18 protein-coding genes are annotated in these 20,340 nt (G+C 64.6%); 16 read left to right on the top strand and 2 right to left on the bottom strand.

Annotated elements, in window-relative coordinates:
* Nucleotides 1-228: 228 nt before the first annotated feature.
* On the top strand, nucleotides 229-2,790 hold the full coding sequence (locus FJ428_RS23260) for a DNA translocase FtsK (protein WP_140880330.1): 2,562 nt from the start codon (nucleotides 229-231) through the stop codon (nucleotides 2,788-2,790).
* 73 nt (nucleotides 2,791-2,863) lie between these two features.
* On the opposite strand, the gene fsa is transcribed toward FJ428_RS23260, so the two are convergent.
* Complete coding sequence (gene fsa / locus FJ428_RS23265) at nucleotides 2,864-3,520, bottom strand: fructose-6-phosphate aldolase (RefSeq protein ID WP_140492952.1); 657 nt, start codon at nucleotides 3,518-3,520, stop codon at nucleotides 2,864-2,866.
* Nucleotides 3,521-3,603: 83 nt separating this feature from the next.
* On the opposite strand from fsa, the gene FJ428_RS23270 reads away from it, so the two are divergent.
* The 8 genes from FJ428_RS23270 to FJ428_RS23310 all read left to right on the top strand — a co-directional run bounded on the left by FJ428_RS23270 (nucleotide 3,604) and on the right by FJ428_RS23310 (nucleotide 12,678).
* Nucleotides 3,604-5,787, top strand: coding sequence for a primosomal protein N' (locus FJ428_RS23270; protein ID WP_140880331.1), 2,184 nt, complete (start codon nucleotides 3,604-3,606; stop codon nucleotides 5,785-5,787).
* Nucleotides 5,788-6,057: 270 nt separating this feature from the next.
* Nucleotides 6,058-6,753 carry an aspartate/glutamate racemase family protein gene (locus FJ428_RS23280; RefSeq protein WP_140518244.1) on the top strand — a complete coding sequence of 232 codons (696 nt, stop codon included), beginning with the start codon at nucleotides 6,058-6,060 and terminating at the stop codon, nucleotides 6,751-6,753.
* Between the two features lie 95 nt (nucleotides 6,754-6,848).
* Nucleotides 6,849-7,244, top strand: a complete 396-nt coding sequence (locus FJ428_RS23285) for a DUF4345 family protein (RefSeq protein ID WP_140880332.1) — start codon at nucleotides 6,849-6,851, stop codon at nucleotides 7,242-7,244.
* Between the two features lie 235 nt (nucleotides 7,245-7,479).
* Nucleotides 7,480-8,040, top strand: coding sequence for a F0F1 ATP synthase subunit delta (locus tag FJ428_RS23290; RefSeq protein ID WP_140880333.1), 561 nt, complete (start codon nucleotides 7,480-7,482; stop codon nucleotides 8,038-8,040).
* The gene (gene atpA, locus FJ428_RS23295) at nucleotides 8,040-9,569 is read left to right on the top strand and encodes a F0F1 ATP synthase subunit alpha (protein WP_140492971.1); all 1,530 of its coding nucleotides are present in this window, start codon (nucleotides 8,040-8,042) and stop codon (nucleotides 9,567-9,569) included. Before FJ428_RS23290 ends, atpA begins: the two co-directional genes overlap by 1 nt.
* Before the next feature lie 46 nt (nucleotides 9,570-9,615).
* Nucleotides 9,616-10,500: a F0F1 ATP synthase subunit gamma gene (locus tag FJ428_RS23300; RefSeq protein ID WP_140492974.1), complete on the top strand. Its 885-nt coding sequence runs from the start codon at nucleotides 9,616-9,618 to the stop codon at nucleotides 10,498-10,500.
* Nucleotides 10,501-10,570: 70 nt separating this feature from the next.
* A complete protein-coding gene (gene atpD, locus FJ428_RS23305) occupies nucleotides 10,571-12,157 on the top strand; it encodes a F0F1 ATP synthase subunit beta (protein WP_181165201.1) in 1,587 nt (528 codons plus the stop codon).
* A gap of 113 nt (nucleotides 12,158-12,270) precedes the next feature.
* Complete coding sequence (locus FJ428_RS23310; protein WP_140492977.1) at nucleotides 12,271-12,678, top strand: F0F1 ATP synthase subunit epsilon; 408 nt, start codon at nucleotides 12,271-12,273, stop codon at nucleotides 12,676-12,678.
* Nucleotides 12,679-12,730: 52 nt separating this feature from the next.
* On the opposite strand, the gene FJ428_RS23315 is transcribed toward FJ428_RS23310, so the two are convergent.
* Complete coding sequence (locus tag FJ428_RS23315; RefSeq protein WP_140880334.1) at nucleotides 12,731-14,221, bottom strand: mannitol dehydrogenase family protein; 1,491 nt, start codon at nucleotides 14,219-14,221, stop codon at nucleotides 12,731-12,733.
* Nucleotides 14,222-14,583: 362 nt separating this feature from the next.
* Here FJ428_RS23315 and FJ428_RS23320 point away from each other — a divergent pair, with 362 nt between their 5' ends.
* The 7 genes from FJ428_RS23320 to FJ428_RS23350 all read left to right on the top strand — a co-directional run bounded on the left by FJ428_RS23320 (nucleotide 14,584) and on the right by FJ428_RS23350 (nucleotide 20,258).
* Nucleotides 14,584-15,561 carry a TRAP transporter substrate-binding protein gene (locus FJ428_RS23320; RefSeq protein WP_140492983.1) on the top strand — a complete coding sequence of 326 codons (978 nt, stop codon included), beginning with the start codon at nucleotides 14,584-14,586 and terminating at the stop codon, nucleotides 15,559-15,561.
* A 79-nt stretch (nucleotides 15,562-15,640) separates the two neighbouring features.
* A complete protein-coding gene (locus FJ428_RS23325; protein WP_140880385.1) occupies nucleotides 15,641-16,192 on the top strand; it encodes a TRAP transporter small permease in 552 nt (183 codons plus the stop codon).
* Nucleotides 16,193-17,473 (top strand): TRAP transporter large permease, encoded by a 1,281-nt coding sequence (locus FJ428_RS23330; RefSeq protein WP_140560745.1) that lies wholly within the window; start codon nucleotides 16,193-16,195, stop codon nucleotides 17,471-17,473.
* Nucleotides 17,474-17,481: 8 nt separating this feature from the next.
* Nucleotides 17,482-18,258: a FadR/GntR family transcriptional regulator gene (locus FJ428_RS23335; protein WP_140525004.1), complete on the top strand. Its 777-nt coding sequence runs from the start codon at nucleotides 17,482-17,484 to the stop codon at nucleotides 18,256-18,258.
* A 22-nt stretch (nucleotides 18,259-18,280) separates the two neighbouring features.
* Nucleotides 18,281-19,132: a 5-dehydro-4-deoxy-D-glucuronate isomerase gene (kduI, locus tag FJ428_RS23340; protein WP_140880335.1), complete on the top strand. Its 852-nt coding sequence runs from the start codon at nucleotides 18,281-18,283 to the stop codon at nucleotides 19,130-19,132.
* On the top strand, nucleotides 19,129-19,893 hold the full coding sequence (kduD, locus tag FJ428_RS23345; RefSeq protein ID WP_140880336.1) for a 2-dehydro-3-deoxy-D-gluconate 5-dehydrogenase KduD: 765 nt from the start codon (nucleotides 19,129-19,131) through the stop codon (nucleotides 19,891-19,893). Before kduI ends, kduD begins: the two co-directional genes overlap by 4 nt.
* A gap of 26 nt (nucleotides 19,894-19,919) precedes the next feature.
* On the top strand, nucleotides 19,920-20,258 hold the full coding sequence (locus tag FJ428_RS23350) for a cupin domain-containing protein (RefSeq protein ID WP_140518251.1): 339 nt from the start codon (nucleotides 19,920-19,922) through the stop codon (nucleotides 20,256-20,258).
* Nucleotides 20,259-20,340 lie beyond the last annotated feature (82 nt).

Below are 20,340 nucleotides of genomic sequence, written 5' to 3' on the forward strand. Positions count from 1 at the left end.
GTGCCTGAAGGCCGCCTTTGCCACGGCTCGGGAGCCGGTTCTCCGTTCGCCTTTAGCCGAAGCGCGCGGGTGTGTTGACGATCGTGGGATGACGATCGGCCGCACGGATCCGATCGTCCGACACCGCTGTGAAAGTCACGCTTCGCCGCTCTTGGGGGGCCGACGGGAAGCAACTGTTAACCACTCGCTCTCTATTGCTCAGCAGACATTTCAGCGTGAGTCTTGAGCATGGAATCCAAGCGTTTTCCTCGGGTCAGTTCATTGAAGGCAGCGTCGCTCGATGACCCCGGGGTGAAGCGTTTCACGGGTGTGGACAACAAGGCCGACAACCAGCGGGCAAGAGCGGCAGGAGCCGGCCCTTCCCCATCCCCTATTGATCTCGGCGGCAACGAAAGCCCTGCCTGGCAAGACTATTTCTTCCTGGCGCCCAATGTGCGGTTTACGCGCACGCCGGACTATGAAGCCAGCACGCGCCGTCCGCGGGACCAGGCGATTGCCGTCGAGCAAAGCGAATCACCAGCACCGCAGGCACCTGGCCAATCCACCGCGGCTGGGACGTCTTCATCGGCGCCGATACCAAGCCGAAACCTTTCTTCGGGCGCCGCCAGGCCGCCCGTCGGCAACAGAGCGGTGGTGCAACCGGCCCCGGCCCCCGTTCCGTCAGGGCATGCCGGCGAAAAGGCGCGGGCCGCCGCTACGCCTGCGGGCCACAGGATGACTGCGGCGGCGCGGGCGTCCGCACCGGCAGCGTCCGCCCAAGCAGCGACAGCCCCGGTCAAGACGACAGGCCGCGAAAATGTGCGCTGGCCCTATCTGTCGGATCACGTCTTTTTCGAGGTCATGGCGCCCTATTTGGTCGAAGGCCCGTCACCCGCGCCCCGGGCCGTTCCGGTTGCACGCACGACCGCGCCCGTGGTCACCGAGCGGACCGACAACCGCCCCGCGCCAACGGCCGATCCGACCGCGTTGTTCCGTGTCATCGAATGCCTTCCCGGGTCGCCAGCTCCGTCCGCCGCGCCGGATGTCCGTCCGGCCAACTCCAACCAGGCCGCGGTTCAGACGGCGGCGAACCGTGTGCCGCAGCAAGCCCGGGCGAAGGCCGCAATTGCCGCCGTCGCGAGCAACGCCCTTCCGGCCCAGGTCACGCAAAGTCTGGAGCAAGCCGTCCCGGCTCCGGCTGCGCGCGCATCGTCGCGAGCGCCACTGGTCGGCAGGATCGTGCCGACCGCGACGGGCGAGACGTACGAACTCCCCTCGGAAGAATTGTTGCAGCAGCCGCCGGAGGGACAAGGCTTCTACATGTCGCAGGAGCGGCTCGAGCAGAATGCCGATCTTCTGGAAAGCGTGCTCGAGGATTTCGGCGTGCGCGGCGAGATCATCCATGTTCGCCCCGGTCCGGTCGTCACCCTCTATGAATTCGAGCCGGCGCCGGGCGTGAAATCCTCCCGCGTCATCGGTCTCGCCGACGACATCGCCCGCTCCATGTCGGCGATCTCGGCGCGCGTCGCCGTCGTGCCGGGCCGCAACGTCATCGGCATCGAGCTTCCGAACGAGGCGCGCGAAACCGTCTATTTCCGCGAGCTGATCGAATCGGAGGGCTTCCGCAAGACCGGCTGCAAGCTGGCGCTCTGCCTCGGCAAGACGATCGGCGGTGAGCCTGTCATCGCCGAACTGGCAAAGATGCCCCACTTGCTCGTTGCCGGCACCACCGGTTCCGGCAAGTCGGTTGCCATCAACACGATGATCCTGTCGCTGCTCTACCGGCTGAAGCCGGAGGAATGCCGGCTGATCATGGTTGATCCCAAGATGCTCGAACTCTCCGTCTATGACGGCATCCCGCATCTTCTGACCCCGGTCGTCACCGATCCAAAAAAGGCCGTCACCGCGCTCAAATGGGCGGTGCGGGAGATGGAGGACCGGTATCGCAAGATGGCGCGGCTCGGCGTGCGCAATATCGACGGCTACAATCAACGCGCCGCCGCTGCCCGCGAAAACGGCGAGACGGTCGTCATGACAGTGCAGGCGGGCTTCGAAAAAGGCACCGGCGAGCCGCTCTTCGAGCAGCAGGAAATCGACCTCGCGCCAATGCCCTACATCGTCGTCATCGTCGACGAGATGGCCGACCTGATGATGGTCGCCGGCAAGGAGATCGAAGGCGCCATCCAGCGCCTGGCGCAGATGGCGCGCGCGGCCGGCATCCACCTGATCATGGCGACGCAGCGCCCCTCGGTCGATGTCATCACGGGCACGATCAAGGCCAATTTCCCGACCCGGATTTCCTTCCAGGTCACTTCCAAGATCGACAGCCGCACCATCCTTGGCGAGCAGGGCGCCGAGCAGCTGCTGGGTCAGGGCGACATGCTGCATATGATGGGCGGCGGGCGCATCGCCCGCGTGCACGGCCCGTTTGTCTCCGACGTGGAGGTCGAGCATGTCGTGGCGCATCTGAAGGCGCAGGGTCGCCCCGAATACCTGGAAACCGTGACGGCCGACGAGGATGAAGAGGAAGACGAAGGCGATGAGGGCGCGGTATTCGACAAGGGCGCCGTTGCGTCGGAGGACGGCGATACCAGCTATGACGAGGCGGTCAAGGTGGTGTTGCGCGACAAGAAGTGCTCGACGTCCTACATTCAGCGCCGCCTCGGCATCGGCTATAACCGCGCCGCGTCCCTGGTCGAGCGCATGGAGAAGGAGGGTCTGGTCGGTGCACCAAACCATGTCGGCAAGCGCGAGATCATCATGGGCCGGCGCCCGCCGGTAACCGCAGCTGAGGATGACGGCACGGACTGACCGGCCTCTTGATCCGCAGCGCACGAAAAAAGGCCGGTTGCCCGGCCTTTTTTCGTGTCGGATATAAGCTCGCTCAGCCGATTTTCTGGCCGGTCTTGGCCCAGTCGGCGAGGAAGGCGGCAAGACCCTTGTCAGTCAGCGGGTGGTTGACCAGCGCCTTCAGTGTCGCGGGCGGCGCGGTGACGATATCGGCGCCGATGAGCGCCGCCTGCTTGACGTGGTTCACGGTGCGCACGGAAGCGGTCAGAATCTCGGTCTGGAAATCGTAATTGTCGTAGATCTGACGGATCTCCTGGATCACTTCCATGCCGTCCGAGCCGGTATCGTCGATCCGGCCGACGAAGGGCGAGATGAAGGAGGCGCCTGCCTTGGCGGCGAGCAGCGCCTGGTTGGCCGAGAAGCAGAGCGTGACATTGACCATGCGGTTCATCTCGGTGCGGATCGTCTTGCAGGCCTTCAGTCCGTCCAGCGTCAACGGCACCTTGATGGCGACATTCGGCGCGATCTTGGCCAGCACCTCGGCCTCCGCCATCATCTGCTTGTATTCGGTCGCCACGACCTCCGCGGAGACCGGGCCTTCGACGATGTCGCAGATCTGCTTGGTAACCTCGGAGATCTTGCCGCCTGATTTGAGAATCAGCGACGGGTTGGTGGTGACGCCGTCGAGCAGCCCCAGATCGATCAGTTCGCGGATTTCCTTGATGTCGGCTGTGTCGGCAAAAAATTTCATGGCGGTCTCCTGACGATTTCGTCGTGCTTGGGAAGGCACGTTGCCCTTTGATCTAGAGCAAAGTCGGGGCAAGGTCACGCCTCATGATCGAAGATTCGCCCTTTGTCGCAGCCGCACCGGTGCTGGTGCCGATGCCGGCCGAACGCCCCTACACCTATGCCGTGCCCGCCGGCATGCGGGTGGTGCCGGGCTCGATCGTGCGCGTGCCGCTCGGGCCTCGCCAGGTCGCCGGCATCGTCTGGGACGGCGCGGTCGAGACGGTAGACGCGAAAAAGCTGCGCCCGATCGAACAGGTCTTCGATTGCCCGCCGATCGATCGGGCGATGCGCCGTTTCGTCGACTGGGTGGCGCAGTATACGCTGTCGGCGCCGGGCATGGTGGCGCGCATGCTGCTGAGGGCGCCGGAGGCCTTCGATCCGGAACCGTGGATCGAGGGATTGCAGCGAACCGCGGCCGTTCCGGACCGGATGACGGATGCGCGGGCCCGCGTGCTGGAGACGGCCGAAGGCGGACTGGCCTGGACGCGATCCGGCCTTGCCCATGCGGCCGGCGTGTCGTCGACGGTAATCGAGGGGCTGAAGGCGCAAGGCGTGTTCGAAACGGTGATGATCCCGCCGCAGCCCGTGGTGGCGGAGCCTGATCCAGCCTACGCCGCGCCGGAATTGATGCCCGACCAGAACGAAGCCGCAAGGCTGCTGCGCGCCAATGTCGCGGGCGGCGGCTTCAACGTCGCACTGCTCGACGGCGTCACCGGTTCGGGCAAGACGGAGGTTTATTTCGAGGCGGTGGCGGCGGCACTCGACCGGGGCAAGCAGGTGCTGATCCTGCTGCCCGAAATCGCATTGACCCACGCTTTCCTCGAACGGTTCCAGCAGCGTTTTGGCGCCAAGCCCGCCGAATGGCACTCCGACCTGCCGCCGAGGATGCGCGAACGCGTCTGGCGGCAGGTGGCGGAAGGCGGCGTGCGGGTCGTGGCCGGCGCACGCTCGGCGCTGTTCCTGCCGTTCAAGGAGCTTGGCCTGATCGTCGTCGACGAGGAGCACGACCCCGCCTACAAGCAGGAAGACCGCGTCTTCTACAATGCCCGCGACATGGCTGTCGTGCGCGGCCATATAGGTGGCTTCCCCGTGGTGCTGGCATCGGCGACGCCATCGGTCGAGAGCCGCGTCAATGCCAGCCAGGGCCGCTACGCCAGGGCGGTGCTGTCCGCCCGCTTCGCCGAGGCGGCACTTCCCGACCTGAAAGCGATCGACATGCGGCGCGCGCCGCCGGCGCGCGGCGGCTTCCTGTCGCCGGTGCTGCTCGACCATATGCGACGGACGCTGGAGAGGAAGGAACAATCGCTTTTGTTCCTCAACCGGCGCGGCTATGCGCCGCTGACGCTGTGCCGCGTCTGCGGTCACCGCTTCGGTTGCCCGGTCTGCTCGGCCTGGCTGGTCGAGCACCGCTTTCGCGGCCAGCTCGTCTGCCACCATTGCGGGCACAATGAGCGCCGTCCGGAAGCCTGTCCGGAATGCGGCACGCTCGATCATCTGGTCGCCTGCGGGCCGGGCGTCGAGCGCATCGCGGAGGAAGTCGTCACCCATTTCCCGGATGCGCGCACAATCGTTTTGTCGTCGGATCTGATGGGCGGCGTGCGGCGGCTGCGGCTGGAGCTGGAAGCCATCGCCAATGGCGAGGCCGACATCGTCATCGGCACGCAGCTCGTCGCCAAGGGGCACAATTTCCCCAACATGACCTTGGTTGGTGTCGTCGATGCCGATCTCGGCCTTGCCAATGGCGATCCGCGCGCCGCCGAGCGCACCTTCCAGCTGCTCAGCCAGGTGACCGGCCGCGCCGGGCGCACCGGCAAGAAGAGCCTCGGCCTGCTGCAGACCTTCCAGCCCGACCATCCGGTGATGCGGGCGATCGTCTCCGGCGATGCCGATGCGTTCTACGAGCGCGAGATTTCCGAGCGCGAGCGGGCGGCTCTGCCACCCTTCGGCCGGCTCGCCGGCGTCATCGTCAGCGCGGTGACGCGGGCGGAAGCCGAGGGCCATGCACGCGGCCTGCGCCGTGCCGCGCCGGAGGCATCCGACCTGTTCGTGCTCGGGCCGGCCGAAGCGCCGCTGTCGCTGCTCGGCGGCCGTCACCGTTTCCGCCTGCTGATCCAGGGCGAGCGCCGCGCCGACATGCAAGGGTTTATCCGGACCATGCTCGCCAACGGGCCGAAGCAGCGCGGCTCGGTCCGGGTGCAGGTCGACATTGATCCGCAGAGCTTTTTGTAAGGTCGCTCAGCTTTCGCGCGGATTGCTGGTCGTGTCCTTCAGTTCGTTGCCTAAACTCTTCAGGATAGAGTCGACGGGCGTCCTCGATCGATATCACTATGGCCACGGGGCGTCCCCGCTTGGTGATTGTTGTCGGGCTGCCTTTGCTGGCTTCAGCGACCACGGCGCACAGTTCGCTGCGTGCTTTGCTGCTGGATTTTGTTTTCATCGAGTAGCCCTCAACATCGCCTTGGACTGTATCATAAGTCGCTGCAAGGAAAGGAAACCGTTTTGAAAACCCTTGGCCTTCTGGGCGGCATGAGCTGGGAATCGACGACGATCTATTATCGCCTGCTCAACGATCTCGTGAGGCAGCGTCTCGGCGGGCTGCATTCGGCGAAATTGCTGCTGTGGTCCTTCGACTTCGCCGAGATCGCCGAGCTGCAGCATCACGGGGACTGGGACGGCGCCGGCGCGCTTCTGGTCGATGCCGCGCGCAAGCTCGAGTCAGCTGGCGCGGAAGGCCTGCTTTTGTGTACCAACACCATGCACAAGCTCGCCGACCAGGTGCAGGCCTCGGTATCGGTCCCGCTGACCCACATCGCCGACGCCACCGCAGCCGCTGTCAAGGCGGCCGGCATGCGGCGCCCGGCGCTGCTCGCAACGCGGTTCACCATGGAGCAGGATTTCTACAAGCGCCGGCTTGCCGACACATATGGATTGCAGCCGATCGTGCCGGACCAGGCAGGACGCGACATGGTCCATCGCATCATCTATGACGAGCTCTGCCAGGGCATCGTCACCGAGCCATCGAAAACCGCCTATATCGCCGAGATCAACCGCCTGCGGCGCGATGAAAATGTCGACAGCGTGATCATGGGCTGCACCGAAATCACGATGTTGATCGGCCAGCAGGATTTCGACATTCCGGTCTTCGACACGACGCGCATCCATGCTGAAGCGGCGGTCGCCTTCGCGCTCTCCTGATGCGTTTGGCCTAAAGTGCCGGCCGCCATCTGGCGCGCGGCTTTTCCTCCGCTAGAATGCCCGCGATTTCAGAGCGGCATTTACGAGGGGACATTATGGATTTTACGTTTCCATGGCCGGTGAGCCAGGGCGAATGGCTGGCCTGGTCGAGCGCCGTCGTCACGGTGCTGCTCGGCCTGGTGCTTTTCCTGGCGCCGGGGCTTGCCTTCCGCATTCTGCGCTTGCAGGTCAAGCCGGAGAAGGCGGCGGCGATCGCCGAAGGGCGCGGCCGCATGTCGGGCTTCTACCTCGGCGTCGGCCTGTGCTGCATCCTGCTGGCGCAGCCGCTGATCTACATGGCGCTCGGCTTCTCCTGGCTGTTCACCGCCTTCGGCCGGTTGCTGTCGATGATGTCGGATGGCGCCAACACGCCCTTCAACTGGGTTTCCATCGTCGTGGAACTGGCGCTGGCGGCGTTGCCGCTCGCCTTTGCCTTCGGCTTCCTGCCCTGAATCCGCAGGCAATCCAGGGACTTCGTCCCCGGATGCGACAATAGTGCCTGAAAACCATGCGGAACGACGCATTGCGGTCTTAAAAGGCCTGTGCTAGACGGCAATCGACTTTCGGCCGGGGATAGCGGAAGCCGCGCCTCCGTGCTTGAAAAAATGCAGTAAGGTCAAAGATTTAGCCAGAGTTTTCGCTCGCGCCAACAATCTGCGGCCTGTCAGACAAGAGAAAAGACGGTCCGTGGCCCAATCGTCATCGCCAATCTCAGGTGTCGCAGAACGCTATGCGGGTTCGCTGTTCGAACTGGCATCGCAGGCGAATTCCGTCGCCAAGGTCGAAGCCGACCTCAACAGTTTCGAGGCGATGCTCGCGGGCAGCGCCGACTTGACCCGGCTGATCAACAGCCCGGTGTTCTCCAGCGAGGACCAGGCCAAGGCCATCGCGGCGATCGCCGACAAGGCCGGGATCACCGGCCTGGCCGGCAATTTCCTGCGCGTCGTCGCCAAGAACCGCCGGCTGTTCGCCGTGCCCGGCATGATCAGGGCATTCCGCCAGATCGCCGCCGAACATCGTGGCGAGACGACCGCCGAGGTAACGTCGGCTCACCAATTGAGCGCTGCCCAGCAGACTGAACTCAAGGCGGCGCTGAAGAGCGTTGCCGGCAAGGACGTTTCCATCTCCGTCACCGTCGATCCGTCGCTGCTCGGCGGGCTGGTGGTCAGGATGGGCTCGCGCCAGATCGATACGTCGCTCAAAACCAAACTCAATTCGCTCAAGCTTGCACTGAAAGAGGTCGGCTGATGGACATCCGCGCCGCGGAAATTTCCGCAATTCTGAAAGACCAGATCAAGAATTTCGGCAAGGAGGCCGAGGTCTCCGAAGTTGGACAGGTGCTGTCCGTCGGTGACGGTATCGCCCGCGTCTACGGCCTCGACAATGTCCAGGCCGGCGAGATGGTCGAATTCCCCGGCGGCATCCGCGGCATGGCGCTCAATCTCGAAGCCGACAATGTCGGCGTCGTCATCTTCGGCGCCGACCGCGACATCAAGGAAGGCGACACCGTCAAGCGCACCGGCGCCATCGTCGACGTTCCGGTCGGTCCTGGCCTGCTCGGCCGCGTCGTCGATGCGCTCGGCAACCCGATCGACGGCAAGGGCCCGATCAAGGCGACCGAACGCAAGCGCGTCGACGTCAAGGCGCCCGGCATCATTCCGCGCAAGTCGGTGCATGAGCCGATGTCGACGGGCCTCAAGGCCATCGACGCGCTGATCCCGGTTGGCCGCGGCCAGCGCGAGCTGGTCATCGGCGATCGCCAGACCGGCAAGACCGCCATCATCCTCGACACGATGCTCAACCAGAAATCGGTGCACGACAACGGCCCCGAGAAGGAAAAGCTCTACTGCGTCTACGTCGCCGTCGGCCAGAAGCGCTCGACCGTGGCCCAGTTCGTCAAGGTGCTGGAAGAGCGCGGCGCGCTCGAATATTCGATCATCGTCGCCGCCACCGCTTCTGATCCGGCGCCGATGCAGTTCCTGGCGCCGTTCGCCGGCTGCACCATGGGCGAGTATTTCCGCGACAACGGCATGCATGCGCTGATCAGCTACGACGATCTGTCGAAGCAGGCCGTCGCCTATCGCCAGATGTCGCTGCTGTTGCGCCGCCCGCCGGGCCGCGAAGCCTATCCGGGCGACGTCTTCTACCTGCACTCGCGCCTGCTCGAGCGCGCCGCCAAGCTCAATGACGACATGGGCAACGGTTCGCTGACGGCGTTGCCGGTCATCGAAACCCAAGCCAACGACGTGTCGGCCTATATCCCGACCAACGTGATCTCGATCACCGACGGCCAGATATTCCTCGAAACCAACCTGTTCTTCCAGGGCATCCGTCCAGCCGTCAATGTCGGCCTGTCGGTGTCGCGCGTCGGCTCCTCGGCGCAGATCAAGGCGATGAAGCAGGTTGCCGGCTCGATCAAGGGCGAGCTCGCGCAGTACCGCGAAATGGCGGCCTTCGCGCAGTTCGGCTCGGATCTCGATGCCGCCACGCAGCGCCTGCTCAACCGCGGTTCGCGCCTGACCGAGCTCCTGAAGCAGCCGCAGTTCTCGCCACTGAAGACGGAAGAGCAGGTCGCGGTGATCTTCGCCGGCGTCAACGGCTATCTCGACAAGCTGCCGGTCAACCAGGTCGGCAAGTTCGAGCATGGCCTGCTGAGCCACATGCGTTCGGCCGGCAAGGACGTCCTCGACGCCATCCGCAAGGAAAAGGCGCTGTCGGACGATCTGCGCGGCAAGCTGAAGGCCGAGATCGACGCTTTCGCCAAGACCTTCGCCTGAGCGAAGCGCCAGTCCGGATGAGACAAGACGGGATCAGGTTTGAAGCATGCCTTCATTAAAAGACCTTCGTAACCGTATCGCCTCGGTCAAGGCGACGCAGAAGATCACCAAGGCGATGCAGATGGTCGCCGCGGCGAAGCTGCGCCGTGCACAGGAGGCCGCGGAAGCGGCGCGCCCCTATTCGGAGCGCATGGGTTCCGTGCTGGCCAACATCACCCAGGCGATCGGCGGCGGTGGCGATGCCCCGGCGCTGATGACCGGCACCGGCAAGGACGACGTGCACCTGCTCGTTGTCTGCACGGCCGAGCGCGGCCTGTGCGGCGGCTTCAATTCTCAGATCGCCCGTCTTGCCCGTGACCACATCCGCAGGCTCCTGGCCGACGGCAAGCAGGTCAAGATCATCTGCGTCGGCAAGAAGGGTTTCGATATCCTGCGCCGCGACTATGCGTCGATGATCCTCGACCGGATCGACCTGCGCGAGGTCAAGACGCTCGGCTTCGTCAATGCCGACACGATCGCCCGCAAGGTCATCCACCTGTTCAACGAGGGCGGCTTCGACATCTGCACGCTGTTCTATTCGCAGTTCAAGTCGGTGATCAGCCAGGTTCCGACCGCGCAGCAGATCATTCCGGCCGCTGCTTCGTCAGCTCCGGCCGAGGCTGCTGACGGCGCCAGCGCCGTCTACGAATACGAACCCGAGCCGGGTGAAATCCTGTCCGAGCTCATTCCGCGCAACATCGCGGTGCAGATTTTCCGCGCGCTGCTCGAAAACGCGGCTGGCGAAATGGGCGCCAAGATGAGCGCGATGGACAACGCCACGCGCAACGCCGGCGAGATGATCAACAAGCTGTCGATCACCTACAACCGCCAGCGCCAGGCGCAGATCACCAAGGAACTGATCGAAATCATTTCGGGCGCCGAGGCGCTCTAGGCACGGTTTCCCGGGGTCAACGACCTCGATCCGACCGCGCGAGAAACAAAGGACGAAAAGGGTAAAGACGATGGCGAAAGCAGCGACCCCCAAGACGGCGGCTCCCAAGGCAGCAGCCCCGGCCAAGGCGGCACCGGCAAAGGCTCCGGCCGCAGCAGCTAAGGCGGCTCCGGCCAAGAAAGCGGCAGCGCCGACCAGGGCCGCCGCGGTAAAAACCCCGGCCGTGGCCAGCAAAGCCACCGGCATCGTCGGCAAGGTCCGGCAGGTCATCGGCGCCGTGGTCGACGTGCAGTTCGGCGATCACCTGCCGCCGATCCTGAATGCGCTCGAGACCACCAATGTCGGCAACCGCCTGGTTCTCGAAGTTGCCCAGCATCTGGGTGAAAACACCGTGCGCTGCATCGCCATGGATTCCACCGAAGGCCTGGTGCGCGGCCAGGAAGTGCGCGACACCGGCGGCCCGATCGCCGTGCCGGTCGGTCCGGGCATGCTCGGCCGCATCATCAACGTCATCGGCGAGCCGGTCGACGAAGCAGGCCCGGTCGACGCGGTCGAGTTGCGCTCGATCCACCAGCCGGCCCCGGCCTATATCGAACAGTCGACGGAAGCACAGATCCTGATCACCGGCATCAAGGTGCTCGACCTGCTCGCACCTTACGCCAAGGGCGGCAAGATCGGCCTGTTCGGCGGCGCCGGCGTCGGCAAGACGGTGCTGATCCAGGAACTGATCAACAACATCGCCAAGGCGCACGGCGGCTATTCGGTGTTCGCCGGCGTCGGCGAGCGCACTCGCGAGGGCAACGACCTCTATCACGAGTTCATCGAATCCGGCGTCAACAAGAAGGGCGGCGGCGAAGGCTCCAAGGCGGCGCTGGTCTATGGCCAGATGAACGAACCGCCGGGCGCGCGTGCCCGCGTCGGCCTGACCGGCCTGACGGTCGCCGAATATTTCCGCGATCAGGGCCAGGACGTGCTGTTCTTCGTCGATAACATCTTCCGCTTCACGCAGGCCGGTTCGGAAGTGTCGGCGCTGCTTGGCCGTATCCCGTCGGCCGTGGGCTACCAGCCCACGCTCGCCACCGACATGGGCGCCCTGCAGGAACGCATCACCACCACCACCAAGGGCTCGATCACCTCGGTGCAGGCCATCTACGTGCCGGCCGACGACTTGACCGACCCGGCGCCGGCGACCTCGTTCGCCCACCTTGACGCGACGACGACGCTCAACCGCTCGATCGCCGAAAAGGGCATCTATCCGGCCGTCGATCCGCTGGACTCGACCTCGCGCATGCTCGACCCGCTGGTGGTCGGCGAAGAGCATTATGCCGTCGCGCGCCAGGTGCAGTCGATCCTCCAGCGCTACAAGTCGCTGCAGGACATCATCGCCATCCTGGGCATGGACGAGTTGTCGGAAGAGGACAAGCAGACGGTGGCTCGCGCCCGCAAGATTGAGCGCTTCCTGTCGCAACCCTTCTTCGTCGCCGAAGTGTTCACCGGCGCGCCGGGCAAGCTGGTCGACCTCGCCGACACCATCAAGGGCTTCAAGGGCCTCTGCAACGGTGACTACGACCACCTGCCGGAAGCCGCCTTCTACATGGTCGGCGGCATCGAGGAAGCGGTCGAGAAGGCACAGCGTCTCGCGGCTGAAGCGGCTTAATCAAGGGAATAGGGAGTAGTCAGTAGTCGGTAGTGAATGGCAGGCAGGTGACCGGGCGCAATTGCCCTTTCCCCTACTTCCCTACTCACTATTCCCTACTCGCTAAATTGATCATGGCAGAAGCTTTCAAGTTCGAACTGGTCTCGCCGGAGCGCCTGCTGGTTTCCGCAGAGGTCGAGGCAGTCGTTATTCCGGGTGCGGAAGGCGAGATGACCGTGATGGCGCATCACGCACCGGTCATGACCACGATTAAGCCGGGCGTCGTCACGGTGAAGGCTGCATCGGGCGGTGAAGAGCGTTACGTCGTCTTCGGCGGTTTCGCCGACATCGTTCCGGCCGGCTGCACGCTGCTGGCGGAATCGGCTGTCGCGGTGAAGGATGTCGACCGCGCCGATCTCGCGCGCCGCATCCAGGAAGCCAGGGAAGACGCCGCCGACGCTAAGGACGACCGGTCGCGCACGAAGGCCGAACAATTCCTCAGCCAGCTCACCACGCTGGAAGGCGCCATCCTGCCGGCTTGAGGCTGGCACCAGTACTCGACGGAAAGCGGGGCCTTGCCTCGCTTTTTTGTTTTTAAATGCCCAATGCCGCGAAGGCCTGAGCCGGTCCGCCACGGCGCAACTGCTCGAGATGGACGGCCGCAAGGTCCATCAATCCTGGCCGCTCAGGCGCCCCGGTCGCGAAGCCAGCGAGATCGAACACTGCCGCGACGGTTTCGGCAGCGGGCAGATTCCGGTCAATGATCGCCGTCATCGGCATGTCGAGCGGGTCGGTAAAATGGCCGTCGGGCAGGGATTTGCCGCGCGCTTCGCAGGCGGCGATCCAGGCGGCAACCGCCAGCATGAGATGTCCGGGCGCGGCGCCTGAATGGAGGCGCTCGATCGCGGAGGCCATGATGCGCTGCGGCAGTTTCTGGCTGCCGTCATTGGCGATCTGCGCGGTGCGGTGGGCAAGTGCTGTGTTGGAGAAACGCTGGGCAAGCTCTGCCGTATAGCTCGCGGTATCCAGCCCGGCATCGGTGGGCAGCGTCGGGATTGCCTCGGCCCACAGCGCATCGACAAAGCGCCTGATCGCCGGATCGGCGAAGGCGCGGTCGACGGTGGCGTGTCCGCTGAGCAGGCCGAGATAGGCAATGGCCGAATGCGCACCGTTGAGCAGTCTCAGCTTCATGTCCTCGAAGGGCCTGACATCCCCGACCATGGTGACGCCGAACTTTTCCCAGGCCGGGCGGCCTGCCGGAAAATTGTCCTCGACCACCCACTGGCGGAACGGCTCGGTCATGACCGGCCAGGCGTCGTCGACGCCGAGCTCGAGAGCGATCCGCGCCCGGTCGGCATCGGTCGTGGCCGGCACGATGCGATCGACCATGCTCGAGGGAAACGCGACCTCGTCGGCGATATGGCCGGCAAGCCTGGTAGCGCTCTTCTCACCGAGGCTGGCATCGCGCAGCGCGGCGAATTCCACCAGCAGCCTGTGCAAGGTCGTCCCGTTGGCAGGCAGGTTGTCGCAGCAGAGCACGGTGAAGGGCTGCAAGCCGGCCGCGCGACGGCGTGCAAGCGCCTCGGCCAGAAAACCGTGCGCGGTCTTCGGCAGATGCGGGTTCGCCAGATCGTGGACGATGTCAGGGTGGGCTGCGTCGAGCCCGCCGCCGGCGGCCCGCAGATAGGCTTTCTCGGTGATGGTCAGCGTCACGATGCGGGTGCGCGGATCGGTCAGCGCGGCCAGCACGGCGGCGGGATCTTCCGGCGCCACCAGCATCGCGCCGATGGAGCCGATGACATGAAGACTTTCCTCGCCCCCGCTGCGGATCGCCAGCGTGTAGAGCCCGTCCTGCGGCGCCAGCGCATCGCGCGTGTCGGCACTGCGCAGCGATACGCCGACGATGCCCCAATCCGTCTCTCCGGCAGCCAGGCAATCGTCGACATAGGCTGCCTGGTGGGCGCGATGAAAGGCGCCGACCCCCAGATGCACGATGCCTTGCGTGACCGATGCGCGATCAAAACGCGGCACGGCGATCCTGGCCGGCAACGTCGCGATCGTATCCTTCGAAAGACGCCTGTTCATTGCTGTGCGAAGTCCCCGATTGGCCTTTGGGAGCCGCCCCGTAGGGTCGGCGAAGGAAAACGGCAGCGGCGTAACATCCACTGCCGTCCGGCACAATGGCCGGTTCCCGGGTCAAAGTCATCATACAACAATCCATTTTTTGTATGTTGACATTATTTCCTTGCGACCCTACCGATAACGCCTCATGGGAGGATCACCGTGGCACTGACAGATGCGGATTTGCTGCTTAGCACCGACGCGCGTCCACGCTCGCTCGCCCGCACCGGATGCTGACCGAAATGGCCAAGATTGAGCAGGGATGACGGGCTGGTGATGCGCCGGCTCTGAGCCGGCGCCTTGATTTTTGAAAAAGGAGGAAAGTCATGTTGCATTTTTCGAAATTGACGGCGGCTACATTCGCGTTCGGCTCGCTGCTGATCGGCATCGCCAACGCGCAAACCGTGCTGCGGTCGGCCGACACGCACCCCGACGGCTATCCGACGGTCGAGGCGGTGAAATACATGGGCGAGCTGATCAAGCAGCGCACCGATGGCCGCTATTCGGTCGAGGTCTATCATTCGGCGCAGCTCGGCGAGGAGAAGGACACGATCGAGCAGACCCAGACCGGCGTCATCGACCTCAACCGTGTCTCGATGGGGCCGTTCAACGGCATCGTGCCGGAAACCGCGGTGCCGTCGCTGCCCTACATATTCCGCTCGGTCGAACATATGCGCCATGTCATGGACGGGCCGATCGGCGACGACATACTGAAAGCTTTCGAGGCACATGACCTGGTCGGTCTGGCCTTCTACGATTCCGGCGCGCGCTCCTTCTACAACACCAAGAAGGACATCGCCTCGATCGCCGATCTGAAGGGCATGAAATTCCGCGTCATCCAGTCGGACGTGTTCGTCGACATGGTCAACGCACTGGGCGCCAACGCCACGCCAATGGCTTATGGCGAAGTCTATTCGGCACTTGAGACCGGCGTCATCGACGGCGCGGAAAACAACTGGCCGAGCTTCGAATCCGCCAAGCACTATGAGGTCGCCAAGCACTACACGCTCGACCAGCACCAGATCGTTCCGGAGGTGCTGGTGATGGCGAAGGCGAGCTGGGACAAGCTCTCGCCGGAAGACCAGGCGATCGTGCGCCAGGCGGCCAAGGACAGCGTCGTCAAGATGCGCGAACTGTGGGACGCGCAGGAGAAGAAATCCCGCGACATCGTCGAAAAGGCAGGCGTCAAGGTCAGCGAGATCGACAAGCAGCCGCTGATCGACGCGATGAAGCCGGTCTACGACAAATACCTGTCGACGCCGGCGCTGAAGGACCTCGCCGCCCGCGTCCAGGCAACCAAGTGAAGTCGGCCGCGGGGCGGGCAATGCACGCCGTCCCGCGCCTTCGTGACCGGCCGGCGATCGGGAGGATCAGATGGCGACAATGACAAGCAGCACGGCGCCGCCACGGTTCAGCGTCGTGCTTTCGAGGATCTGCGACGGGGCGCTCTATCTGGCCGGCATCGGGCTGGTCGCGATGACCGCGCTCGTCGCCTATCAGGTCTTCTTCCGCTTCGTGCTCAATTCGTCGCCGAGCTGGACCGAAACCAGCGCCATCATGCTGATGAACTGGTTCATCTTCCTCGGCGCCGCCGTCGGCGTGCGGGAGAACTACCATATGGGGTTCGACGTGCTGCTTTATGTCCTGCCGAAAGGCAGCAAGGGAGCGTTGCGCACGCTGTCGGATCTGATCGCGCTCGGCTTCGGATTCGGCATGGTCTGGTACGGCTGCAAGCTTGTCGGCCTGACCTGGCACACCATCATCCCGGCGCTCGAGCTGCCGGGCGGCTTCGACTATCTGCCGCTGGTCGGCGGCGGCGTGCTGATCTGCCTGTTCTCGGCCGAGCGCATCGCGCTGCGCTGGTCGGGCGTCGATATCGACAAGGACATCAATCTCGAGGACGTGCCGGAGATGCCGGCGGTGCAGGAGGCCTAGATGGAGCTCTGGATCCTGTTCGGCGTCTTCACGCTGCTGATGTTCGGCGGCACGCCGATCGCGTTCTGTCTTGGTGCGGCCTCCTTCGCCACCGTCCTCTATCTCGGCCTGCCGCCCCTGGTCGTGTTCCAGCAAATGAAATCGGGCATGAGCGCGTTCTCCCTGATGGCGATCCCGTTCTTCATCTATGCTGGCGATCTGATGGTGCGCGGCGGCATCGCGCAGCGCATCGTTTCCTTTGCCGGCTCCCTGGTCGGCCATGTCCGGGGCGGCCTGGGCCAGGTCAACATCATCGCCGGCACGCTGTTCGGCGGCATTTCCGGCTCGGCCGTGGCCGAGGCCGCGGCCGTCGGCGGGCTGATGATCCCGCAGATGAAGGCCCGGGGCTACGGCGCCGACTACGCCGTCAACGTCACCTCGATGGCGGCGCTGATCGCGCTGCTTTTGCCGCCATCGCAGAACATGATCATCTATTCGATCGCAGGGGGCGGCAAGATTTCGATCGCCGACCTGTTCACCGCCGGCATACTACCGGGCCTTTTGTTCGCCGCCTCGCTGATGGTCACCGCCTATTTCGTCGCCCGCAGCCGCGGCTACCCGGTCGAGGCCTTCCCCGGTTTTTCGCGCGTCGGGCAGCTGGCGCTCATCGCTATTCCGGGACTGCTCCTGATCGGCATCATCTTCGGCGGCGTCCGCTCCGGAATCTTCACAGCGACGGAGAGTTCGTGCATCGCCATTCTCTACGCCTTGCTTGTTACCGTCCTCGTTTACCGTTCGATGGGCTGGAGCGATTTCGTCCACGCCACCAAGGGCGCCGTGCGCACCACTTCGATGGTGCTGTTGATCATCGGTACGGCGGCTTCTTTCAGCTGGCTGATGGCCTATCTCAAAGTGCCGGTGCTGCTGATCGCCGGCATGAATGCGATCTCCACCGATCCGCTCGTCGTGCTGCTGCTGCTCAATGTCCTGATGCTGGTGCTCGGTACCTTCATGGACATGGGGCCGATGATCATCATCTGCACGCCGATCTTCCTGCCGCTTGTCACGCATTATGGCGTGGATCCTGTGCATTTCGGCGTCATCACCATCCTCAATCTCGGCATCGGGCTGAACACGCCGCCGGTCGGCACGGTGCAGTTCGTCGCCTGCGCCGTCGGCAAGATCACGGTCTGGGAAGCGATGCGCTCGATCTGGCCGTTCTATGGCGCCGGTATCGTGGTTCTCGGGCTGGTGACGTATATTCCGGCCATCTCGCTCTGGTTGCCGAGCGTGTTCAAATAGAGGACGACATGGCATTGGATAGCGCAACCGACCTCAGGGTCGAGAGAAAACCCAAACTGTCGGAGACCGTCGTCGCGGCAATCCGCAGGCAGCTTCAGGCCGGCGAGATCCTGCCCGGCCACAAACTGCCGACCGAGGGCCAGCTGACCGAAACCTTCGGCGTCAGCCGCACCGTCATCCGCGAAGCCCTGGCCAAGCTCGCCGCCGACGGCCTGGTCGAGCCGCGGCAGGGCGCCGGCGTCTTCGTCACAGAGCACATCTCGACGATGTTCGGGGCGCTCGCTGCCGATATGGGCAGCAAGGATTCGATCGCACTCAATGTGCTCGAAGTGCGGCTCGCCATCGAGATCGAATCGGCCGGGCTCGCCGCCATCCGCCGCAACGCGGCCCAGGAGGCGGCGATCCAGGAAGCCTTCTTCGACTTCGAACGGCTGCTGCTCGCCAGCGAGCCGACCGGTCCGGCCGACCTCGCCTTCCATCGCGCCATCGCCAGCGCCACCAACAATCCGTTCTATGTCGAGATGCTCGACGTGCTCGGCCGGCGGGCCATTCCGTGCGATGTGACCTCGCCCTGGTCGACCGAGCTTGTGCAGTCCGACAGCTATCAGCGCGGGCTGCAGCGTGAGCACCTGGTGATCCTGAACGCGATCACATCCGGCGATGCCGAAGCCGCGCGCGAGGCGATGCGCACGCACCTCTCGGCCAGCCAGCAGCGCTATCGCGAGCGCCTGCACGCGCGGCAGGTCTATTATTCCGACTCGGTCAAGGCGGCCGGCGGCGAATGATCCATCTCAAGTCAGGACAGCAATGAGCCAGAACCACACCGACTATACATCGCGCTTCGCCATCGACCCCGCCGCCGCCGCGGCCATGGGTACCGACGAACTGCGCCACAATTTCCACATCGAAGACCTGTTCCAGCCCGACCGCGTCGGCCTGACCTACACACATTACGACCGCATGATCGTCGGCGGCGCGATGCCGGCCGGCGCGCCGCTTCGGCTGGAGGCAATCAAGCCGACCGGAACGAAAGGCTTTCTCGATCGCCGCGAGTTGATCGCCGTCAATATCGGCGGGGCCGGCACGATCGAAGCCGGCGGCCAGCTCCATGAGCTGCAGGCGCGCGACATGCTCTATCTCGGCATGGGCACGCAGGACGTGTCGTTCGCCTCAGTCGACAAGGCGGCGCCGGCGAAGTTTTATCTGCTCAGCGCGCCGGCGCATCAAACCTTTCCCAACCGGCTGATCCGCATCGGTGACGCCCGGCGTCTCGATCTCGGCAGCAAGGAGGCCTGCAATGAACGCTCGATCTTCCAGTTCATCCATGCCGACGGGGCCAGGACCTGCCAGCTCGTCGTCGGGATGACGCAACTTGCGCCGGGCTCCATCTGGAACACCATGCCGTGCCATGTGCACGACCGGCGCATGGAGGCCTATCTCTATTTCGACCTGCCGGAGGCGGCGCGCGTCTTCCATTTCATGGGCGAGCCGGACGAGACCCGACACATCGTCATGCGCAACGAGGAGGCCGTGCTGTCGCCGGGCTGGTCTATCCATTCAGGCGCCGGCACCTCCAGCTATGCCTTCATCTGGGCGATGGCCGGCGACAATGTCGACTACACCGATGTGGATCCGGTGGCGATGGAAGACCTGCGGTGAGCGATCTTTCCGCCTTCAGCCTGACCGGCCGGCGCATCCTCGTCACCGGCGCCAACACCGGCATCGGCCAGGGCATTGCCGTCTCGATCGCGCGCGCCGGCGGCACGGTCGTCGGTGTCGGCCGTTCCTCGATGGATGAGACGGCCGCAAGGATCGCCGCGGCGGGCGGGCGGTTCGAGGCGGTCGCGGCCGATCTTGCCGACACATCCGCCGCAGGTCCGATGCTGGAGCGCGTGTGGGACGAAAGCGGGCCGCTCGACGGGCTGGTCAACAATGCCGGCATCATCCGGCGCGCCGATGCAATCGACCTTTCTGAGGCCGATTGGGACGAGGTGCTCGACCTCAACCTGAAGACGGCTTTTCTGCTCTGCCAAGGCTTTGCCAGGCGCGTCCTTGCCGGCGGACGCAAAGGCAAGATCGTCAACATCGCCTCGGTGCTGAGCTTCCAGGGCGGCATCCGCGTCGCGTCCTACACCGCCTCGAAGCATGGCGTGCTCGGCATCACCCGGCTGCTCGCCTGCGAATGGGCAGCGAAAGGCATCAACGTCAACGGCATCGCGCCGGGCTATATCGAAACCAACAATACGCAGGCGCTGCGCGCCGATCCCGACCGCAGCGCCTCTATCCTGGCGCGCATTCCGGCCGGCCGCTGGGGCCGGCCGGAAGATATTGGCGATGCGGCGGCCTTCCTGCTGGCGCCGGCGTCGGACTATATGCATGGCGCGGTGGTGCCGGTGGACGGCGGCTGGCTGGCTCGGTGAGGATCTGTCTCGACGAGGATATTGGGATGAGCGAAACGAAAATCTTCTCCCAGGCCGGCGCGGGCGCCTGGACGGCGACGCCGGACGGCAACAGGCGGCGCGTTCTCCTGCACACGGATGAACTGATGATGGTCGAGTTCGCCTTCGACAAGGGCGGCGTCGGCGCCCTGCATTCGCATCCGCATGTACAGGCAAGCTACGTCGCCGAGGGCCGCTTCGAGGTGACCATCGACGGCCGGACCGAAATCATCGAGACAGGCGGCAGCTTCATCGTGCCGTCAGGCCTGGTGCATGGCGTCAAGGCGCTCGAAGCCGGCCGGCTGGTCGACAGCTTTACGCCGCACCGCGCCGATTTCCTCGCCTGAGGGCCGGCCATGCGATGAGCGATGGACGCTCGTTTCGGCGCGCTGTTTCCAAATGAAAAACCCGCGCCTCCGGAGAGGCGCG

Source organism: Mesorhizobium sp. B2-8-1 (assembly GCF_006440955.1).
Classification (GTDB): Bacteria; Pseudomonadota; Alphaproteobacteria; order Rhizobiales; family Rhizobiaceae; genus Mesorhizobium.